Genomic DNA, 15,439 nt, shown 5'->3' with positions numbered 1-15,439 from the left:
CAACCGCTAATGAAATAAGGGAAAATCAGCATGCATCCCGCTGAGCGCATACCGGGTTTGCGCGGCGACCAAAGCTGGGCGATGCCTTATCGGCTGAACATGGCGCAGCAATGCCTGTCGCAACAATCCGATCGGGTTGCTTTGCTGGATCTGACCCGGGGCGATCCGAGCGTGGTAACATTTGGCGAACTGGAGCTTATGGTTGATGGCATCGCTCGCGCGTTGATAGCTCGGGTCCAGCCAGGAGACCGGGTTGGCGTCTTGCTCAGCCAGTCGCCGTGGTGTGCCGCCGCGCATCTGGCGATCTGGAAGATCGGCGCGATTTCGGTGCCGCTGTTCAAGCTGTTCAAGCACGATGCGCTGGCGTCGCGTGTCAGAGATGCAGGTGCGCGGATCGTTTTGACCGATGCGGAAGGGTCTGCGTTACTGGGTGAATTGGCCCAACCGCTTTTGGTTGATGAGATTAGGCAGGAAGGGGAACCGGTGCCCTTTGCTGATACCGGCCCCGAGGATCCGGCAGTCCTAATCTACACGTCCGGCACTACTGGCAGCCCCAAGGGTGCGCTGCACGGCCATCGCGTGCTGACGGGCCACCTGCCGGGCGTCTCGATCAGCCACAATCACTTGCGCGATGGGGATTGCCTGTGGACGCCAGCAGACTGGGCGTGGATCGGCGGTTTGTTCGACGTTCTGATGCCCGGGCTTGCGCTGGGCGTTCCGGTGGTCGCCACGCGGTTGGACAAATTCACCCCACAGGCCTGCGCCGATGTGATCGCGCGGGCGGGGGTGCGGAACGTCTTCTTTCCACCGACGGCTTTACGGATGCTCAAAGCTGCGGATCAGTCGATACCGGGATTGCGGTCGGTGGCGTCTGGGGGCGAGCCTTTGGGCGCGGAGATGTTGGCTTGGGGCCAGCAGGCGTTTGGTCTGACGATCAACGAGTTTTATGGCCAGACCGAGTGTAACATGGTCGTATCCTCCTGCGCCGAGGACTTCTCCGTTCGCCCCGGCTGTATCGGTAAACCGGTGCCGGGTCATGAGGTGGCGGTAATTGACGATCATGGCCAACCGACGACGGAGGAAGGTGACGTCGCCATCCGGCGCGGTTCGGCCTCAATGCTGCTGGAATACTGGAATAATCCGCAAGCAACGGCTGAGAAATTCCGAGGTGATTGGCTGATCACCGGTGACCGTGGCGTGTGGGAGGGCGATTATCTGCGCTTTGTCGGTCGTGATGATGACGTGATTACCTCGGCAGGATACCGGATTGGCCCGGCTGAGATCGAGGATTGCCTGCTGACCCATCCTTCAGTGGCAACGGTGGGCGTGGTCGGCAAGCCCGATGAGCTGCGGACCGAGATCGTGAAGGCCTATGTGGTATTGAAGCCGGGGGCTGAGGCGTCGGGCGCTGAGTTGCAGAATTGGGTTAAGGACCGTTTGGCGCAGTATTCCTATCCGCGTGAGGTGTCCTTTCTGGAAGAGTTGCCGATGACGGTGACGGGAAAGGTGATCCGGAAGGAATTGAAGGCGCGGGCTGCAGGGGAGGCAATTACATGATGCGAATTGCATTTGCTGCGATGCTAGTACCATCGCTTGTTTCCGCTCAGGGCGCTTGGGTAGACCAGTCGTATATTCAACAATGTTTTTCTCAGACGCAGCATGGCGATAGCTTGTCATCATGTCTCGGTACAGCTGCCAATGCCTGCCAAACTATACCGGGAAATGAAACAACCCTTGGCATCACCGAGTGTATTCAAGCCGAAACCCAAATTTGGGATTCATTTCTAAACGAACAGTATAAACAGCGTCGAGCAGAACTGGCTGAACAAAGTCCCGAACTTTCGGACCAGTTGCGAGATGCTCAACGCGCATGGATCGGGTTTCGGGATGCTGAATGTGCTCTGGCCTACGGCATATGGTCTGATGGAACGATACGCTCGATTGTTGCCGCAAATTGCCTGCTGACCGAAACCGCTGAACGCGCTGTGGAATTGCGCGACTTGGGGAAGATGGAATGAAAATAAAATCCAAAGCCATACCAACCTCTGAGGGGTTTAAGGCGAACCGAGCCGCACATCTGGATGCGCTGGCACATATTGCGGATGCCGCCGAAGCGGCCCGCATGGGTGGCGGTGAAAAATCGCGGACGCGGCATGAATCGCGGGGCAAGATGCTGCCGCGTCGTCGGGTGGCGAACCTGCTCGATCCGGGTTCTCCGTTCTTGGAAATCGGCGCGACGGCGGCGCATGGGATGTATGGGGATGCCGCGCCCTGTGCTGGGGTGATCGCCGGGATTGGCCGGGTGCAAGGGCGCGAGGTCATGGTGGTGTGCAATGACGCCACAGTAAAGGGCGGCACCTATTATCCGATGACGGTCAAGAAACACCTCCGCGCGCAGGAGATTGCCGAGGAAAATCATCTGCCCTGCATCTATCTGGTCGACAGTGGCGGTGCGAACCTGCCCAATCAGGATGAGGTTTTCCCTGACCGCGATCACTTTGGCCGCATCTTCTATAATCAGGCGCGGATGAGCGCGAAGGGGATTGCTCAGATCGCCGTTGTAATGGGGTCGTGTACGGCGGGCGGGGCTTACGTTCCGGCGATGTCCGACGTGACGATCATCGTGAAAGAGCAGGGGACGATCTTTTTGGCCGGACCGCCTTTGGTCAAGGCTGCGACGGGGGAGGTTGTGACAGCCGAAGATCTGGGTGGCGGCGATGTGCATACGCGCCTGTCCGGTGTGGCGGATTATCTGGCCGAGGATGATGCGCATGCGTTGGCCTTGGCTCGGCGGGCCGTCGGGTCGTTGGGGGGTTCCGGGCTGAAGCCTGGCCTACAGTTCGAAACACCGGAAGAGCCTGCCTATGATCCCGAGGAAATTTTGGGCGTAGTTCCGGCCGATCTGCGGACGCCCTATGATATACGCGAGGTGATTGCGCGGCTGGTCGATGGCTCTCGGTTCGACGAGTTCAAACCGCGATTTGGTGAGACGCTGGTGACCGGTTTTGCCCATGTCAAAGGTTGCCCGGTCGGGATCATTGCCAACAACGGTGTGTTGTTTTCTGAGGCCGCGCAGAAGGGTGCGCATTTTGTCGAACTGTGCTCGCAGCGCAAAACCCCGCTGGTCTTCCTGCAGAACATCACCGGCTTCATGGTCGGCCGCAAATACGAAAACGAAGGCATCGCGCGGCACGGGGCCAAGATGGTGACGGCGGTGGCGACGACGAGCGTTCCAAAGATCACAATGCTTGTCGGAGGGTCCTTCGGAGCTGGAAACTACGGCATGGCAGGACGCGCCTATCAGCCTCGGTTCCTGTGGACTTGGCCGAATTCGCGTATCTCAGTGATGGGGGGCGAGCAAGCTGCAGGTGTCCTAGCGACTGTCAAACGCGACGGGATCGAACGACAGGGCGGCACATGGTCGGCTGAGGAAGAAGCTGAATTCAAGCGCCCGACGCTGGGCATGTTCGAAGAACAATCCCACCCGCTTTACGCTTCGGCCCGGCTCTGGGATGACGGCATCATCGACCCGCGCAAAAGCCGCGACGTGCTGGCCCTATCGCTGAGCGCCGCGCTGAACGCCCCGATTGAGGAGACACGTTTCGGCGTGTTCAGGATGTAAGATGAGCGTTTCATTGAATGAAGTACTGGCCCGCTACCCGGGCGCGCAGACCTTCAAGTTTGGAGACAGCGCATCGCTAAGCGCCGAGCTGCTGGCGTTGGTAAGATTAGGCCGAAAAACGGCGACATGTGGTGCTTTGCGAGACTACCCCGAAGGCAGTGCAGATATTCCGGTCGTTGGGCGTCAGGATATTGCGCTGGAATGGGATGATCGCCCCGCTTTGGTGATCGAAACGGTCGAGGTCTCGACCTGCCGATATTGCGATGTGACCGAAGACTTTGCGTTGGCCGAGGGTGAGAATGAAACGCTTGAGGGATGGCGCGAGGATCATCGCCGGTATTTCGAACGCAATGGCGGGTTCGATCCCGAGATGGAATTGCTGTGCGAACGCTTCCGTCTTGTCGAAGATCTGGCGGTTAAGGGGTAAGCTATGTTTAACAAAATCCTGATTGCCAACCGCGGCGAGATCGCCTGCCGGGTCATGGAAACTGCTCAGAAGATGGGCGTATCTTGTGTGGCTGTGTATTCGGATGCTGATGCATCGGCCAAGCATGCACAAATGGCGGATGAAGCGGCGCATATTGGTGGCGCGGCCCCAGCCGAAAGCTATCTGAAGGGTGATGTGATCATTCAGGCGGCGCTGGATACAGGAGCGCAGGCGATCCATCCTGGTTATGGCTTCTTGTCCGAAAACCCGGATTTTGTGGATGCAGTCGAGGCTGCAGGTCTGACCTTCATCGGGCCATCGGCGGACGCGATCCGCAAGATGGGCCTTAAGGATGCAGCCAAGGTATTGATGGAGGACGCAGGAGTTCCCGTCGTCCCCGGCTATCATGGCAACAATCAGGACCCCGAACATCTGGCTGGCGCGGCAGATACCATCGGGTACCCCGTTTTGATCAAGGCCGTTGCAGGTGGTGGTGGCAAGGGGATGCGGCTGGTCGAGGCGCCCGAGGAGTTCTCGGCTGCATTGGACAGCGCGCGCGGTGAGGCAAAGACGGCGTTCGGTAACGATGCTGTACTTGTCGAGAAATTCGTCGCCAAGCCCCGCCATATCGAGGTGCAGGTGTTCGGCGATGGCACCCATGCGGTGCATCTGTTTGAACGCGACTGCTCGTTGCAGCGGCGACATCAGAAAGTGATCGAAGAGGCCCCAGCCCCTGGAATGACTGCCGAGATGCGTGAGGCGATGGGGCAGGCGGGCGTGCGTGCGGCTGAGGCGATTGGCTACAAAGGTGCAGGGACGGTTGAGTTCATCGTCGATGCCTCGGACGGGCTGCGCCCGGATCGGTTCTGGTTCATGGAGATGAACACGCGCCTGCAAGTCGAGCACCCGGTGACCGAGGCCATTACCGGCGTTGATCTGGTCGAATGGCAGTTGCGCGTAGCAGCGGGTGAAAGCCTGCCGAAGCGGCAGGGCGATTTGTCGATCCGCGGGCATTCCTTTGAGGCGAGGCTTTATGCCGAAGATGTGCCCAAAGGCTTTCTGCCTGCGACGGGTACGCTGACTCATCTACAGTTCCCGGAAGGCTGCCGTGCCGACAGTGGCGTGCGCGCCGGGGATACGATCAGCCCATGGTACGACCCTATGATCGCCAAGGTCGTGGTGCATGGCCCGACACGCGCGGTCGCTTTGGAAAATCTCCACCGGACCTTGCGCCAGACCGAGGTCGCCGGGACTGTCACAAATCTCGCCTTCCTTGGTGCTCTGACGCGGCACAGCGGGTTTGCGTCGGGCGACGTGGATACCGGGCTGATCGGGCGGGATCTTGATGATCTGGTGCAGGAAGCTGGCGTAAGCAACGCTTCGGCGGTGGCTGCGGCGATGACGGCGTTGGGTCTGGCCGAGACGGTCTCTGAAACGGGCTTTACGCTATGGGCACCGTTACATCGCGCTGTGCAGTTACTGCGGGACGGAGAGGTTGTTGATCTGGATGTCCAGGTCGAAGGCCCGGATCGGCAGATTTGGGAGATCGAAGGTGCGCAGCTTGTTGCGCGGCGGCGTGGCGCTGGCTGGACCATCGATGGGACACCCATGCCCAATGTTGTCATGGCCGGGTCACAGGTCACTGTATTCGACGACTATGGGCAGGTATTTGAGGTCATTGACCCTCTGGACCGCGATGCCAGTGCTGCAGGTGACACCAACGTGATCGAGGCGCCGATGCCCGGGCTGGTCAAGGCCGTCTTCGCCTCGGCGGGGCAGGAGGTGAAAGAGGGCGACCGGCTGGCCATTCTGGAAGCCATGAAGATGGAGCATTCTCTATTAGCCGCCCGCGATGGCGTGGTTGCAGAAGTGCTGGCCGAAGCGGGGGCACAGGTCGAGGCAGGTGCGGCGTTGGTTCGGTTGGCCGAGGATTGATCTGTTCGGCCCGTGGATTGAGTGGCAAAGTCGGGCCATCCGCAATTGAAACGATAAGAAACCGGGAAGGGATGCGCTGATGAAAGAACGGGTCGAAATATTCGAGGTCGGGCCACGCGACGGCCTGCAGAACGAACAGCGCGAGATCCCGGTGGCCGAGAAGGTCGCCTTGGTCGATTGCCTCAGCCGGGCCGGTTTCAACCGGATCGAAGTTGCCAGTTTTGTCTCACCGAAATGGGTCCCGCAAATGGCGGGCAGCGGTGAAGTTATGGCTGGAATCACACGGACCGAAGGCGTGCGGTACGCTGCGCTGACGCCGAATATGCGCGGGTATGAGGACGCGTTGGCAGCCAAGGCAGATGAGATCGCGGTGTTTGCTTCGGCGTCCGAGGGATTCTCGAAAGCGAACATAAACGCGACGATTGCCGAATCCATCGAACGGTTTGTGCCCATTCTCGAAGCGGCACGACATATTGATCTGCCCGTCCGGGGCTATGTCTCGTGCGTGACCGACTGTCCCTATGACGGCCCGACCCCACCCGAGAAGGTGGCCGAGGTGGCGGACGCGCTGTTTGCCCATGGCTGCTATGAGATTTCGCTGGGGGACACGATTGGGCAGGGGACGCCGGACAAGATTGCTCATATGCTGCTGGCGGTGCGCGAACGAGTGCCGGTTACCCGGCTTGCAGGTCATTTTCATGACACCAACAGGCGGGCAATCGACAACATAGACGCTTCGCTTGCCTTGGGTGTGCGGGTATTTGATACCGCCGTGGGCGGGCTGGGTGGTTGCCCTTATGCGCCGGGTGCGGCCGGTAATGTCGCAACCGAAGCTGTGGCCGCACATCTGGAACGGTTGGGATATGAGACCGGTCTGGATGTGCCGGTTCTGGAACAGGCGGCGCGCATGGCGCGGGCAATGCGGGCGGAATAAGACATGTTCGAGACCATTACGCTGAACACAGACGCGCGTGGCGTGGCCACTCTGACGCTGGATCGACCCGAGAAGCACAACGCACTGTCGGCGCAGATGATTGCAGAGCTAACCCAGGCCGCTGGGCAATTGGCAAATGATGATGCGGTGCGGGTGGTGGTTCTGGCCGCCTCGGGCAAGAGCTTTTGCGCCGGGGGAGATCTGGGTTGGATGCAGGCGCAGATGGCTGCCGATCCCGAGACGCGTTTTGCCGAAGCGCGCAAGCTGGCTGAGATGCTGAATGCCTTAAATACGCTGCCCAAACCCTTGATCGGCGCGTTGCAGGGAAACGCGTTTGGTGGAGGTGTCGGGATGGCCTCGGTCTGCGATGTGGCGATCGGTGTGGAAAGCCTGAAGATGGGTCTGACCGAGACGCGGCTTGGCCTGATCCCGGCGACGATTGGACCCTATGTCATTGCCCGAATGGGCGAAGCACGGTCGCGGCGCGTCTTTATGTCTGCCCGCCTGTTCGAAGCGGCGGAAGCGGTCGAACTGGGCCTGTTGACCCGCGAGGTGCCCGCTGTGGCGTTGGCCGAGGCGGTCGAAGCTGAGGTGCTTCCCTATCTGTCCTGTGCACCCGGTGCGGTGTCTTCGGCCAAGCAGCTGATCCAGTCACTTGGGCCGCGAATTGATGACGCGGTGATTGACCACACCATTCGACAGCTTGTCGCGCGTTGGGAAACTGATGAGGCGCAAGAGGGAATCGGCGCCTTTTTCGACAAACGAAAACCTGCATGGATTAGTTAGGTTTAGCCGATCACTTTGTTCCAGAAGTGTTCTCCGCAATCGCCCGCTGGATGATTGTAACAATGCCGACCTGCGCGTTTCTGTTCGGTTGACCCTCTGACCCCACAGGGATAGAGAATGTCCAGTCAAATCGCCAATTGACGGCGCACCCTTTCGGGACTTGCGCAGGAAAGGAGCTATACGTGGAAGACCTGCTGCGGGAGTACCTCCCGATTCTGGTGTTTCTGGCCGTTGCCGTAGGCCTTGGAATCGTACTGATTCTGGCTGCTGTGGTCCTGGCTGTCCGCAATCCCGACCCCGAAAAGGTCAGCGCCTATGAATGTGGCTTCAACGCATTCGACGATGCGCGGATGAAATTCGACGTCCGATTCTATCTGGTCGCGATTCTCTTCATCATCTTTGATCTGGAAATCGCCTTCCTGTTCCCCTGGGCCGTTGGCTTCAAAGACATCAGCGATGTTGGGTTCTGGTCGATGATGGTGTTCCTGGCGGTGCTGACCATCGGCTTTGCCTATGAATGGAAGAAAGGGGCCCTGGAATGGGAGTGATGACGGGCGCAAACACCGCCGGCGTCGACAAGGAAGTCGCCACCCAGGCCCTGAACGCAGAACTGCAGGACAAGGGGTTTCTGCTGACCTCGACCGAAGACATCATCAACTGGGCGCGGACCGGTAGCTTGCACTGGATGACCTTTGGTCTGGCCTGCTGCGCGGTAGAGATGATGCACACGTCGATGCCACGGTATGACGCGGAACGGTTCGGCATCGCGCCTCGTGCGTCTCCGCGCCAGTCTGATGTGATGATCGTCGCTGGAACGCTGACCAACAAGATGGCCCCGGCGCTGCGCAAGGTTTATGACCAGATGCCCGAGCCGCGCTATGTGATCTCGATGGGCTCCTGCGCGAATGGCGGTGGGTACTATCACTATTCCTATTCGGTCGTTCGTGGCTGTGATCGGGTTGTTCCGGTGGACATCTACGTGCCCGGCTGCCCTCCAACCGCTGAGGCGTTGTTGTATGGACTGATGCAGCTGCAACGCAAAATCCGCCGAACCGGCACCATCGTACGCTGAGGGAGAGGTAGATGAGCGAAGCACTCAAAGAACTCGGCGCTCAGTTGGAGCTGAAACGTGCAGATTGCGTTCTGGCCTGGGATGTGACCCATGGCGAGCTGAACGTCGATGTGGCTCCTTCGAATCTGGTGGAATTCATTGAGTTTCTCAAAAGTGACCGGACCTGCCAGTTCTCGACCCTGGTTGACATCACCGGCGTCGACTACCCCGAACGGGCCAAGCGGTTCGATGTGGTCTACCACTTCCTGTCAATGTATCAGAACCAGCGCATTCGCTTGCGAGTCTCGATCCGAGAAGATGACATGGTGCCTTCAATCGTGGACGTGCACCCCTCTGCCAATTGGTTCGAGCGCGAGGTGTTCGACATGTTCGGCATCCTGTTCTCAGGTCATCCAGACTTGCGACGCATCCTTACGGATTATGGTTTCCGCGGCTATCCGCTGCGCAAGGATTTCCCGACCACTGGCTATACTGAAGTCCGCTATGACGAAGCGCAAAAGCGCGTGGTCTACGAACCGGTCTCATTGGTTCAGGAATACCGTCAATTTGATTTCATGTCCCCGTGGGAAGGTGCGAACTACATTCTTCCGGGGGATGAAAAACAGGAGTCGTAAGTCATGGAGTTCCTGATCTGGATTGCCGTCACGGTTGCCACGATTATCCCGATGCTGAAGCTGCTACCGCATTTCGGGATCGAGAAATACTGGGTCGTAGCCTGCGTCATCCCGATTGGAACGCTGATCCTGATTTGGATCATGGCCATGAAACTGCAAGAGATGGAGCGCCGCTGATGGGTCTGGGGGAACTGATTGCGTTGGGGGCGCTTGGGGTTCTGCTGGCTGGGGCCGCTGCCAAGGCAGCTGAGGCGGAAAAAGTCCGGGTACGGGCCGAAGCGAAGAAGAAACGAGGGCGTTGATGGACGGCTCAAGATACGATGACGGCAGCACGGACGCGCTGAGCGGAGAACAGAAGATCCGCAACTTCAACATTAACTTCGGCCCGCAACACCCTGCGGCGCACGGAGTTCTGCGACTTGTACTTGAGCTGGACGGCGAGATCGTCGAACGTTGCGACCCGCATATCGGCCTATTGCACCGTGGTACCGAAAAGCTGATGGAAAGTCGGACGTATCTGCAGAATCTGCCGTATTTCGACCGTCTTGATTACGTGGCACCGATGAACCAGGAACATGCCTGGTGTCTGGCCATCGAAAAACTGACCGGTGTTGAAGTACCGCGTCGCGGCTCTTTGATCCGCGTTTTGTATTCCGAGATCGGTCGTATTCTTAACCACCTGCTGAACGTGACTACTCAGGCCATGGACGTTGGCGCGCTGACCCCGCCTCTGTGGGGATTTGAAGAGCGTGAAAAGCTGATGGTGTTCTACGAGCGTGCCTGTGGTGCCCGCCTGCACGCTGCCTATTTCCGCCCCGGTGGCGTCCATCAGGACCTGCCGCCGGAATTGCTGGATGATATCGAGGCGTGGAGCCACGAGTTCCCCGCCGTTCTGGACGACATCGACGGTCTGCTGACCGAAAACCGCATCTTCAAACAGCGCAACGCCGATATTGGTGTCGTGACCGAGGATGACATTCAGAAATACGGCTTCTCGGGCGTAATGGTGCGCGGATCGGGGCTGGCATGGGACCTGCGCCGCGCGCAGCCCTATGAATGCTATGACGAGTTCGAGTTCCAGATTCCCGTCGGAAAGAACGGCGATTGCTATGACCGCTATCTGGTGCGCATGGAAGAGATGCGCCAGTCGCTGCTGATCATCCGTCAGGCCATCGCCAAAATCCGCGACTGTCCCGGAGACGTTCTGGCGCGCGGAAAGATCACCCCGCCGAAACGGTCGGACATGAAGACCTCGATGGAAAGCCTGATCCATCACTTCAAGCTTTATACCGAAGGCTTCCACGTCCCCGCGGGCGAAGTCTACGCCGCCGTCGAAGCTCCCAAGGGCGAGTTCGGCGTATATCTGGTCGCCGACGGCACCAACAAGCCCTACCGCGCCAAACTCCGCGCGCCGGGGTTCCTGCACTTGCAAGCCATGGACCACGTCGCCGGAGGCCACCAACTGGCCGACGTCGCCGCGATTATCGGCACCATGGACGTCGTATTTGGAGAAATTGACCGCTAATGCTCCGCCGTCTTCACGCCGAACAACCCGAAAGCTTCGCCTTCACCGCTGCTAACCAGCAATGGGCCGAAGCGCAAATAACCAAATATCCCGAGGGGCGTCAGGCCAGTGCGGTCATCCCGCTGCTGTGGCGCGCGCAGGAGCAGGAGGGATGGCTGAGCCGTCCGGCGATCGAATCCGTCGCCGACATGCTTGGTATGGCCTATATCCGCGTTCTTGAGGTTGCCTCGTTCTACTTCATGTTCCAACTGCAGCCGGTTGGTTCGGTTGCGCATATTCAGGTCTGCGGCACGACCTCCTGTATGATCTGCGGGGCCGAAGATCTGATTGCGGTTTGCAGGGAAAAGATCGCTGCAAAGCCGCATGAACTGTCTGCTGATGGCAAGCTGAGCTGGGAAGAGGTGGAATGCCTCGGATCTTGCACCAATGCCCCGATGGCGCAGATCGGTAAGGATTACTACGAAGATCTGACGACCGAGAGCTTTGGCAAGATTCTCGACGATCTGGTGGCGGGCAAAGTGCCGACTCCGGGTCCTCAGAACGGGCGCTATGCGGCGGAACCCCTCAAAGGGCTGACAAGCCTGACAGAATATGACAGCGGCAGAACGCAGTATAACGCCAGCGTCCAGCTAGCGAGCGATCTGGGTGATACCGTCAAGCGCATCGACGGGACCGAGGTTCCGATCCTGACCCCGTGGCTGGGCAAGGATGGCAAAGCAGCAGCGACCAAAGCCGCGCCGAAGCCACCCAAAGCGCCGACCCCCGCGAAACCTGCTGTGAAACAGGCCGCAGAAGCGAAAGCAGCGAAAGAGGATCAGCCGGAAACGCTGAAAGAAGCGCGGGGTGGCAAGCCGGATGATCTCAAGATGCTCAAGGGCGTTGGTCCGAAGCTGGAAGAAACCCTGAACGGGCTGGGCTTTTATCATTATGACCAGATCGCTGCATGGACGCCTGAGCAGGTGGCCTGGGTCGATGCACGGCTGAAATTCAAAGGCCGGATCGAGCGGGACGGGTGGATCGAACAAGCCGCGAAACTGGCTGCAGGTGAAGAAACCGAGTTTGCCAAACGTGCCAAAGAAGACGGCACTTACGAAGATTAAACGAGTGCCCGCCTAGGGCATCAGGACAAGATGGATACGGACAAGGAACTGGCCATAGCCCGCAAGGGCCGACATATCGGCATCGTCATTGCGGTGACGATGGTGATTTGGCTTGGAATGACCTTGTTCATTGGCCCTGCAATCGGATTGCCGGGGCGTTATGCGCTGCTGTTTGATTTTGCCGCTTTGGCAGGATTCATCTATGCGGGCGTCAACATATTTCAACTCTGGCGCATGCGTCAGGACAGCCAAAGGTAACACGCGATGCTGAAGGATCAGGACAGGATCTTTACCAACATCTACGGGATGCATGAGCGCACGTTGAAAGGCGCGCAGGCCCGCGGGCATTGGGACGGCACCGCTGGCCTGATCGAGAAAGGCCGCGACTGGATCATCCAGACAATGAAAGACTCAGGTCTGCGCGGCCGTGGTGGTGCGGGTTTCCCGACCGGTCTGAAATGGTCTTTCATGCCCAAGGAAAGCGATGGTCGCCCGGCTTATCTGGTGGTGAACGCGGATGAATCCGAACCCGGGACGTGCAAAGACCGCGAGATTATGCGTCATGATCCGCACACGCTGATCGAGGGGTGCCTGATCGCGTCTTTCGCAATGAACGCGCATACTTGCTACATCTACCTGCGCGGCGAATACATCCGCGAGCGTGAGGCTCTGCAGGCCGCGATTGACGAAGCCTATGACGCGGGTCTGCTCGGGAAGAATGCTGCTGGTTCCGGCTGGGATTTCGACCTGTTCCTGCATCACGGCGCTGGGGCTTATATCTGCGGCGAGGAAACTGCTCTGATCGAAAGCCTTGAGGGCAAGAAGGGTATGCCGCGCATGAAGCCTCCGTTTCCGGCGGGAGCGGGTCTTTATGGCTGCCCGACCACGGTGAACAATGTGGAATCGATTGCCGTTGTGCCCACGATTCTGCGGCGCGGTGCCGACTGGTTCGCAGGCTTTGGCCGTCAGAACAACGCGGGCACCAAGCTGTTTGCGATCTCGGGCCATGTGAACAACCCCTGTGTCGTCGAAGAGGCGATGTCGATCTCCTTCGAAGAGCTGATTGAAACCCATTGCGGCGGCATTCGTGGCGGCTGGGACAATCTGCTGGCGGTAATACCCGGCGGGTCTTCGGTGCCATGCGTGCGCGGTGAGAACATGCGCGACGCGATCATGGATTTTGACTATCTGCGCGGAGAACTGGGTTCGGGTCTGGGCACGGCAGCGGTCATCGTGATGGACAGGTCCACCGACATCATCAAGGCAATCTGGCGGTTGTCGAAGTTCTACAAGCACGAAAGTTGCGGCCAGTGTACGCCATGTCGTGAAGGCACTGGTTGGATGATGCGCGTGATGGACCGTCTTGTACGCGGTGAAGCCGAACTGGAAGAGATCGACATGCTGTTTGACGTCACCAAACAGGTTGAAGGCCACACAATCTGCGCCCTTGGCGATGCAGCCGCTTGGCCGATCCAAGGTCTGATCCGCAATTTCCGAGAAGAAATAGAGGACCGCATCAAGGCCCAGAAATCGGGCCGCATGGGTGCGATGGCAGCGGAGTAAAATCGATGGAAGTCTATGCCGAATATTCCCACGCGATCGCCGCTTTGGTGATCTTTACCCTGATCGTTCTGTTCATGTCGCCGTTCTCGGCGCTTGCAAAAGCGGGCAAGGGGCTGGCACCGGGGGCCACTCCGGATCAGGATTATTCGGACAGGGCCTATCGTTTGAACCGCGCTTATCTGAACGGCACTGAAACTCTGCCTGCCTTTTTGACTGTTACAGTCGCGGCGATCCTGTTGGGGGCCAGCCCGTTCTGGGTGAACCTGCTGGCCTCAATAGCGCTGCTGGCGAGGCTTGTTATGTTGGTGATTCACCTGCGCGGGATCGGCAAGCCGCATAGCGGGGTCCGGTCTGTTGCTTATGTGGTTGGATGGGCCTGCATGTTCATTCTTGGCTTTATTGCGTTGGTGGCCGCGTTTTGATCCAGCCCGAAGGATATCATCTGGCCGAGTTGAATGTCGGCCGTTTGTTGGCGCCAACAGACGATCCGCGCGTGGCTGAATTCATGGCCAACCTGGATCGCGTCAACGGGCTTGGCAAGCGGATGTCCGGCTTTGTCTGGATGATGGAAGGGTCCGGAGAACCGGGAACAGGCAACACCGAAAACAGCATCGGGGATGATCCGCAATTCGTCGCGAACCTGACGGTTTGGGAAGACGTCGCCAGCCTTGAGAAATTTGTTTGGGGGACTATCCACAAACAGTTCTACGAGCGTCGGCAAGAGTGGTTCGAAATCCTTGGCGAACAACATTTTGTCATGTGGTGGGTGCGGGAAGGGCACCTCCCCAGTTTGGCCGAAGCGCTGGATCGTCTGGAAAAGCTGCGCTCGGAAGGACCCGGCGAGCATGCCTTTGGGTGGGCAGAATTGAAACAGGCCAGCAAGTGGCGCGACAATCGTTGCGTACAGGTCGCGGCGGAGTGAACGGGATGTTGATTCATACGCTTTCTCCTGCGCATCAGCGGATGCCACAAGCGCCAGCCACGAAACAGGAGTGGTCATGATGGCGAAGCGCGTATTTGTAATGACAATGGTATTGGTGGGAAGCTTACTTGTATCTGCCTGCGGTACAGCGAAATCGAGGGCGACCCGCGTGGCGTTTGACGGCATTTTCTTCAACGCCAACGCTAAACACGTGGATAAGAAGACGACGCCTACCGATTTCACTGTGACTGTGAATGGCGTTTCGCAGTCATTGGAAGGCGCACGCGAAGCGGGCCGCTATGAGGCGACAAAATTCTGCATTCAGAATTTTGGATCGTCCAGAATTGTATGGAAGGTTGGGCCGGAGACCGAGCCGCAAAATCTACGGATCGAAAACGATAAGCTGACATATGCCGGAAGCTGTCAGCGACCATGAGCCACCGTACCGCATATCACGGCAAAACCCATGGGCTGTTATTGCATAGCAGCCCGGCTGACCGCCGTCTTGGGAATCCCAAGACGAAAGGAAATGTCATGACTGTTGTACGACTTCTGGCCGCGATTTGCGCGATTTCGATGCCTGTAATGGCCGAAGCCAAACCACCCTTGAGGGATGTCAAAGAGATCGACAACGAACTCTACTACATCGCGATCGCAAATGAGATTTCGGAGTACTGTCCGTCGATCAGCGGGCGTCGACTTAAGGCGATTGGGGTGATGTGGGATCTGCGGTCCAAGGCGAACAAACTGGGATATTCGGACAAGGAAATCCGCGCCTATGTGGACTCGGATGCCGAGAAAGACAGGATGCGTGCCAAGGGTGAGGCATATCTGACCCAAAACGGCGTGTCTTATGAAAATCCCAATTCTTTCTGCACGTTGGGGCGGAAAGAGATTGAAAGAAACAGCGCCATCGGCGTGTATTTGAGGGCGAACTAG

General features: G+C 58.5%; 20 protein-coding genes. All 20 read left to right on the top strand.

Annotated elements, in window-relative coordinates; all coding sequences use genetic code 11:
* Window positions 1-30: 30 nt before the first annotated feature.
* The 20 genes from AC1DFB_RS10285 to AC1DFB_RS10190 all read left to right on the top strand — a co-directional run bounded on the left by AC1DFB_RS10285 (window position 31) and on the right by AC1DFB_RS10190 (window position 15,439).
* A complete protein-coding gene (locus tag AC1DFB_RS10285) occupies window positions 31-1,557 on the top strand; it encodes an AMP-binding protein (RefSeq protein WP_480921198.1) in 1,527 nt (508 codons plus the stop codon).
* Window positions 1,554-2,018: a lysozyme inhibitor LprI family protein gene (locus tag AC1DFB_RS10280; RefSeq protein WP_170404033.1), complete on the top strand. Its 465-nt coding sequence runs from the start codon at window positions 1,554-1,556 to the stop codon at window positions 2,016-2,018. The genes AC1DFB_RS10285 and AC1DFB_RS10280 overlap by 4 nt, the downstream gene beginning before the upstream one ends.
* Complete coding sequence (locus AC1DFB_RS10275; protein WP_480921197.1) at window positions 2,015-3,622, top strand: carboxyl transferase domain-containing protein; 1,608 nt, start codon at window positions 2,015-2,017, stop codon at window positions 3,620-3,622. Before AC1DFB_RS10280 ends, AC1DFB_RS10275 begins: the two co-directional genes overlap by 4 nt.
* A gap of 1 nt (window position 3,623) precedes the next feature.
* Window positions 3,624-4,049, top strand: a complete 426-nt coding sequence (locus AC1DFB_RS10270; protein WP_480921196.1) for an ASCH domain-containing protein — start codon at window positions 3,624-3,626, stop codon at window positions 4,047-4,049.
* Between the two features lie 3 nt (window positions 4,050-4,052).
* On the top strand, window positions 4,053-5,984 hold the full coding sequence (locus tag AC1DFB_RS10265; RefSeq protein ID WP_480921195.1) for an acetyl/propionyl/methylcrotonyl-CoA carboxylase subunit alpha: 1,932 nt from the start codon (window positions 4,053-4,055) through the stop codon (window positions 5,982-5,984).
* Window positions 5,985-6,063: 79 nt separating this feature from the next.
* Window positions 6,064-6,918 (top strand): hydroxymethylglutaryl-CoA lyase, encoded by an 855-nt coding sequence (locus AC1DFB_RS10260; protein ID WP_480921194.1) that lies wholly within the window; start codon window positions 6,064-6,066, stop codon window positions 6,916-6,918.
* 3 nt (window positions 6,919-6,921) lie between these two features.
* On the top strand, window positions 6,922-7,704 hold the full coding sequence (locus AC1DFB_RS10255; RefSeq protein ID WP_480921193.1) for a crotonase/enoyl-CoA hydratase family protein: 783 nt from the start codon (window positions 6,922-6,924) through the stop codon (window positions 7,702-7,704).
* 182 nt (window positions 7,705-7,886) lie between these two features.
* Complete coding sequence (locus AC1DFB_RS10250; protein ID WP_010442778.1) at window positions 7,887-8,252, top strand: NADH-quinone oxidoreductase subunit A; 366 nt, start codon at window positions 7,887-7,889, stop codon at window positions 8,250-8,252.
* Window positions 8,243-8,776: a NuoB/complex I 20 kDa subunit family protein gene (locus tag AC1DFB_RS10245; RefSeq protein ID WP_010442777.1), complete on the top strand. Its 534-nt coding sequence runs from the start codon at window positions 8,243-8,245 to the stop codon at window positions 8,774-8,776. Before AC1DFB_RS10250 ends, AC1DFB_RS10245 begins: the two co-directional genes overlap by 10 nt.
* Before the next feature lie 11 nt (window positions 8,777-8,787).
* On the top strand, window positions 8,788-9,390 hold the full coding sequence (locus tag AC1DFB_RS10240) for an NADH-quinone oxidoreductase subunit C (RefSeq protein ID WP_170397059.1): 603 nt from the start codon (window positions 8,788-8,790) through the stop codon (window positions 9,388-9,390).
* A 3-nt stretch (window positions 9,391-9,393) separates the two neighbouring features.
* Window positions 9,394-9,567 (top strand): hypothetical protein, encoded by a 174-nt coding sequence (locus AC1DFB_RS10235; RefSeq protein ID WP_170397057.1) that lies wholly within the window; start codon window positions 9,394-9,396, stop codon window positions 9,565-9,567.
* Window positions 9,567-9,692, top strand: coding sequence for a hypothetical protein (locus AC1DFB_RS10230; RefSeq protein ID WP_010442774.1), 126 nt, complete (start codon window positions 9,567-9,569; stop codon window positions 9,690-9,692). The genes AC1DFB_RS10235 and AC1DFB_RS10230 overlap by 1 nt, the downstream gene beginning before the upstream one ends.
* Window positions 9,692-10,915 (top strand): NADH-quinone oxidoreductase subunit D, encoded by a 1,224-nt coding sequence (locus tag AC1DFB_RS10225; protein WP_010442773.1) that lies wholly within the window; start codon window positions 9,692-9,694, stop codon window positions 10,913-10,915. Before AC1DFB_RS10230 ends, AC1DFB_RS10225 begins: the two co-directional genes overlap by 1 nt.
* On the top strand, window positions 10,915-12,015 hold the full coding sequence (gene nuoE / locus AC1DFB_RS10220) for an NADH-quinone oxidoreductase subunit NuoE (RefSeq protein WP_170818019.1): 1,101 nt from the start codon (window positions 10,915-10,917) through the stop codon (window positions 12,013-12,015). Before AC1DFB_RS10225 ends, nuoE begins: the two co-directional genes overlap by 1 nt.
* A gap of 30 nt (window positions 12,016-12,045) precedes the next feature.
* Window positions 12,046-12,273: a DUF5337 domain-containing protein gene (locus AC1DFB_RS10215; RefSeq protein WP_170404000.1), complete on the top strand. Its 228-nt coding sequence runs from the start codon at window positions 12,046-12,048 to the stop codon at window positions 12,271-12,273.
* Window positions 12,274-12,279: 6 nt separating this feature from the next.
* Window positions 12,280-13,578 carry an NADH-quinone oxidoreductase subunit NuoF gene (gene nuoF / locus AC1DFB_RS10210; protein WP_170403997.1) on the top strand — a complete coding sequence of 433 codons (1,299 nt, stop codon included), beginning with the start codon at window positions 12,280-12,282 and terminating at the stop codon, window positions 13,576-13,578.
* Between the two features lie 5 nt (window positions 13,579-13,583).
* Window positions 13,584-14,000 (top strand): MAPEG family protein, encoded by a 417-nt coding sequence (locus tag AC1DFB_RS10205; protein ID WP_480921192.1) that lies wholly within the window; start codon window positions 13,584-13,586, stop codon window positions 13,998-14,000.
* On the top strand, window positions 13,949-14,500 hold the full coding sequence (locus AC1DFB_RS10200) for a DUF3291 domain-containing protein (protein WP_480921191.1): 552 nt from the start codon (window positions 13,949-13,951) through the stop codon (window positions 14,498-14,500). The genes AC1DFB_RS10205 and AC1DFB_RS10200 overlap by 52 nt, the downstream gene beginning before the upstream one ends.
* 76 nt (window positions 14,501-14,576) lie before the next feature.
* Entirely contained in the window at window positions 14,577-14,936 is a 360-nt protein-coding gene (locus AC1DFB_RS10195; protein WP_170397047.1) for a hypothetical protein, read from the top strand.
* Between the two features lie 98 nt (window positions 14,937-15,034).
* Window positions 15,035-15,439, top strand: a complete 405-nt coding sequence (locus tag AC1DFB_RS10190; protein WP_170424103.1) for a DUF5333 domain-containing protein — start codon at window positions 15,035-15,037, stop codon at window positions 15,437-15,439.

Source organism: Ruegeria sp. S84, assembly GCF_056583445.1.
Note: the sequence above shows the minus strand (reverse complement) of the source record. Positions and strands in the feature narration are given on the sequence as shown.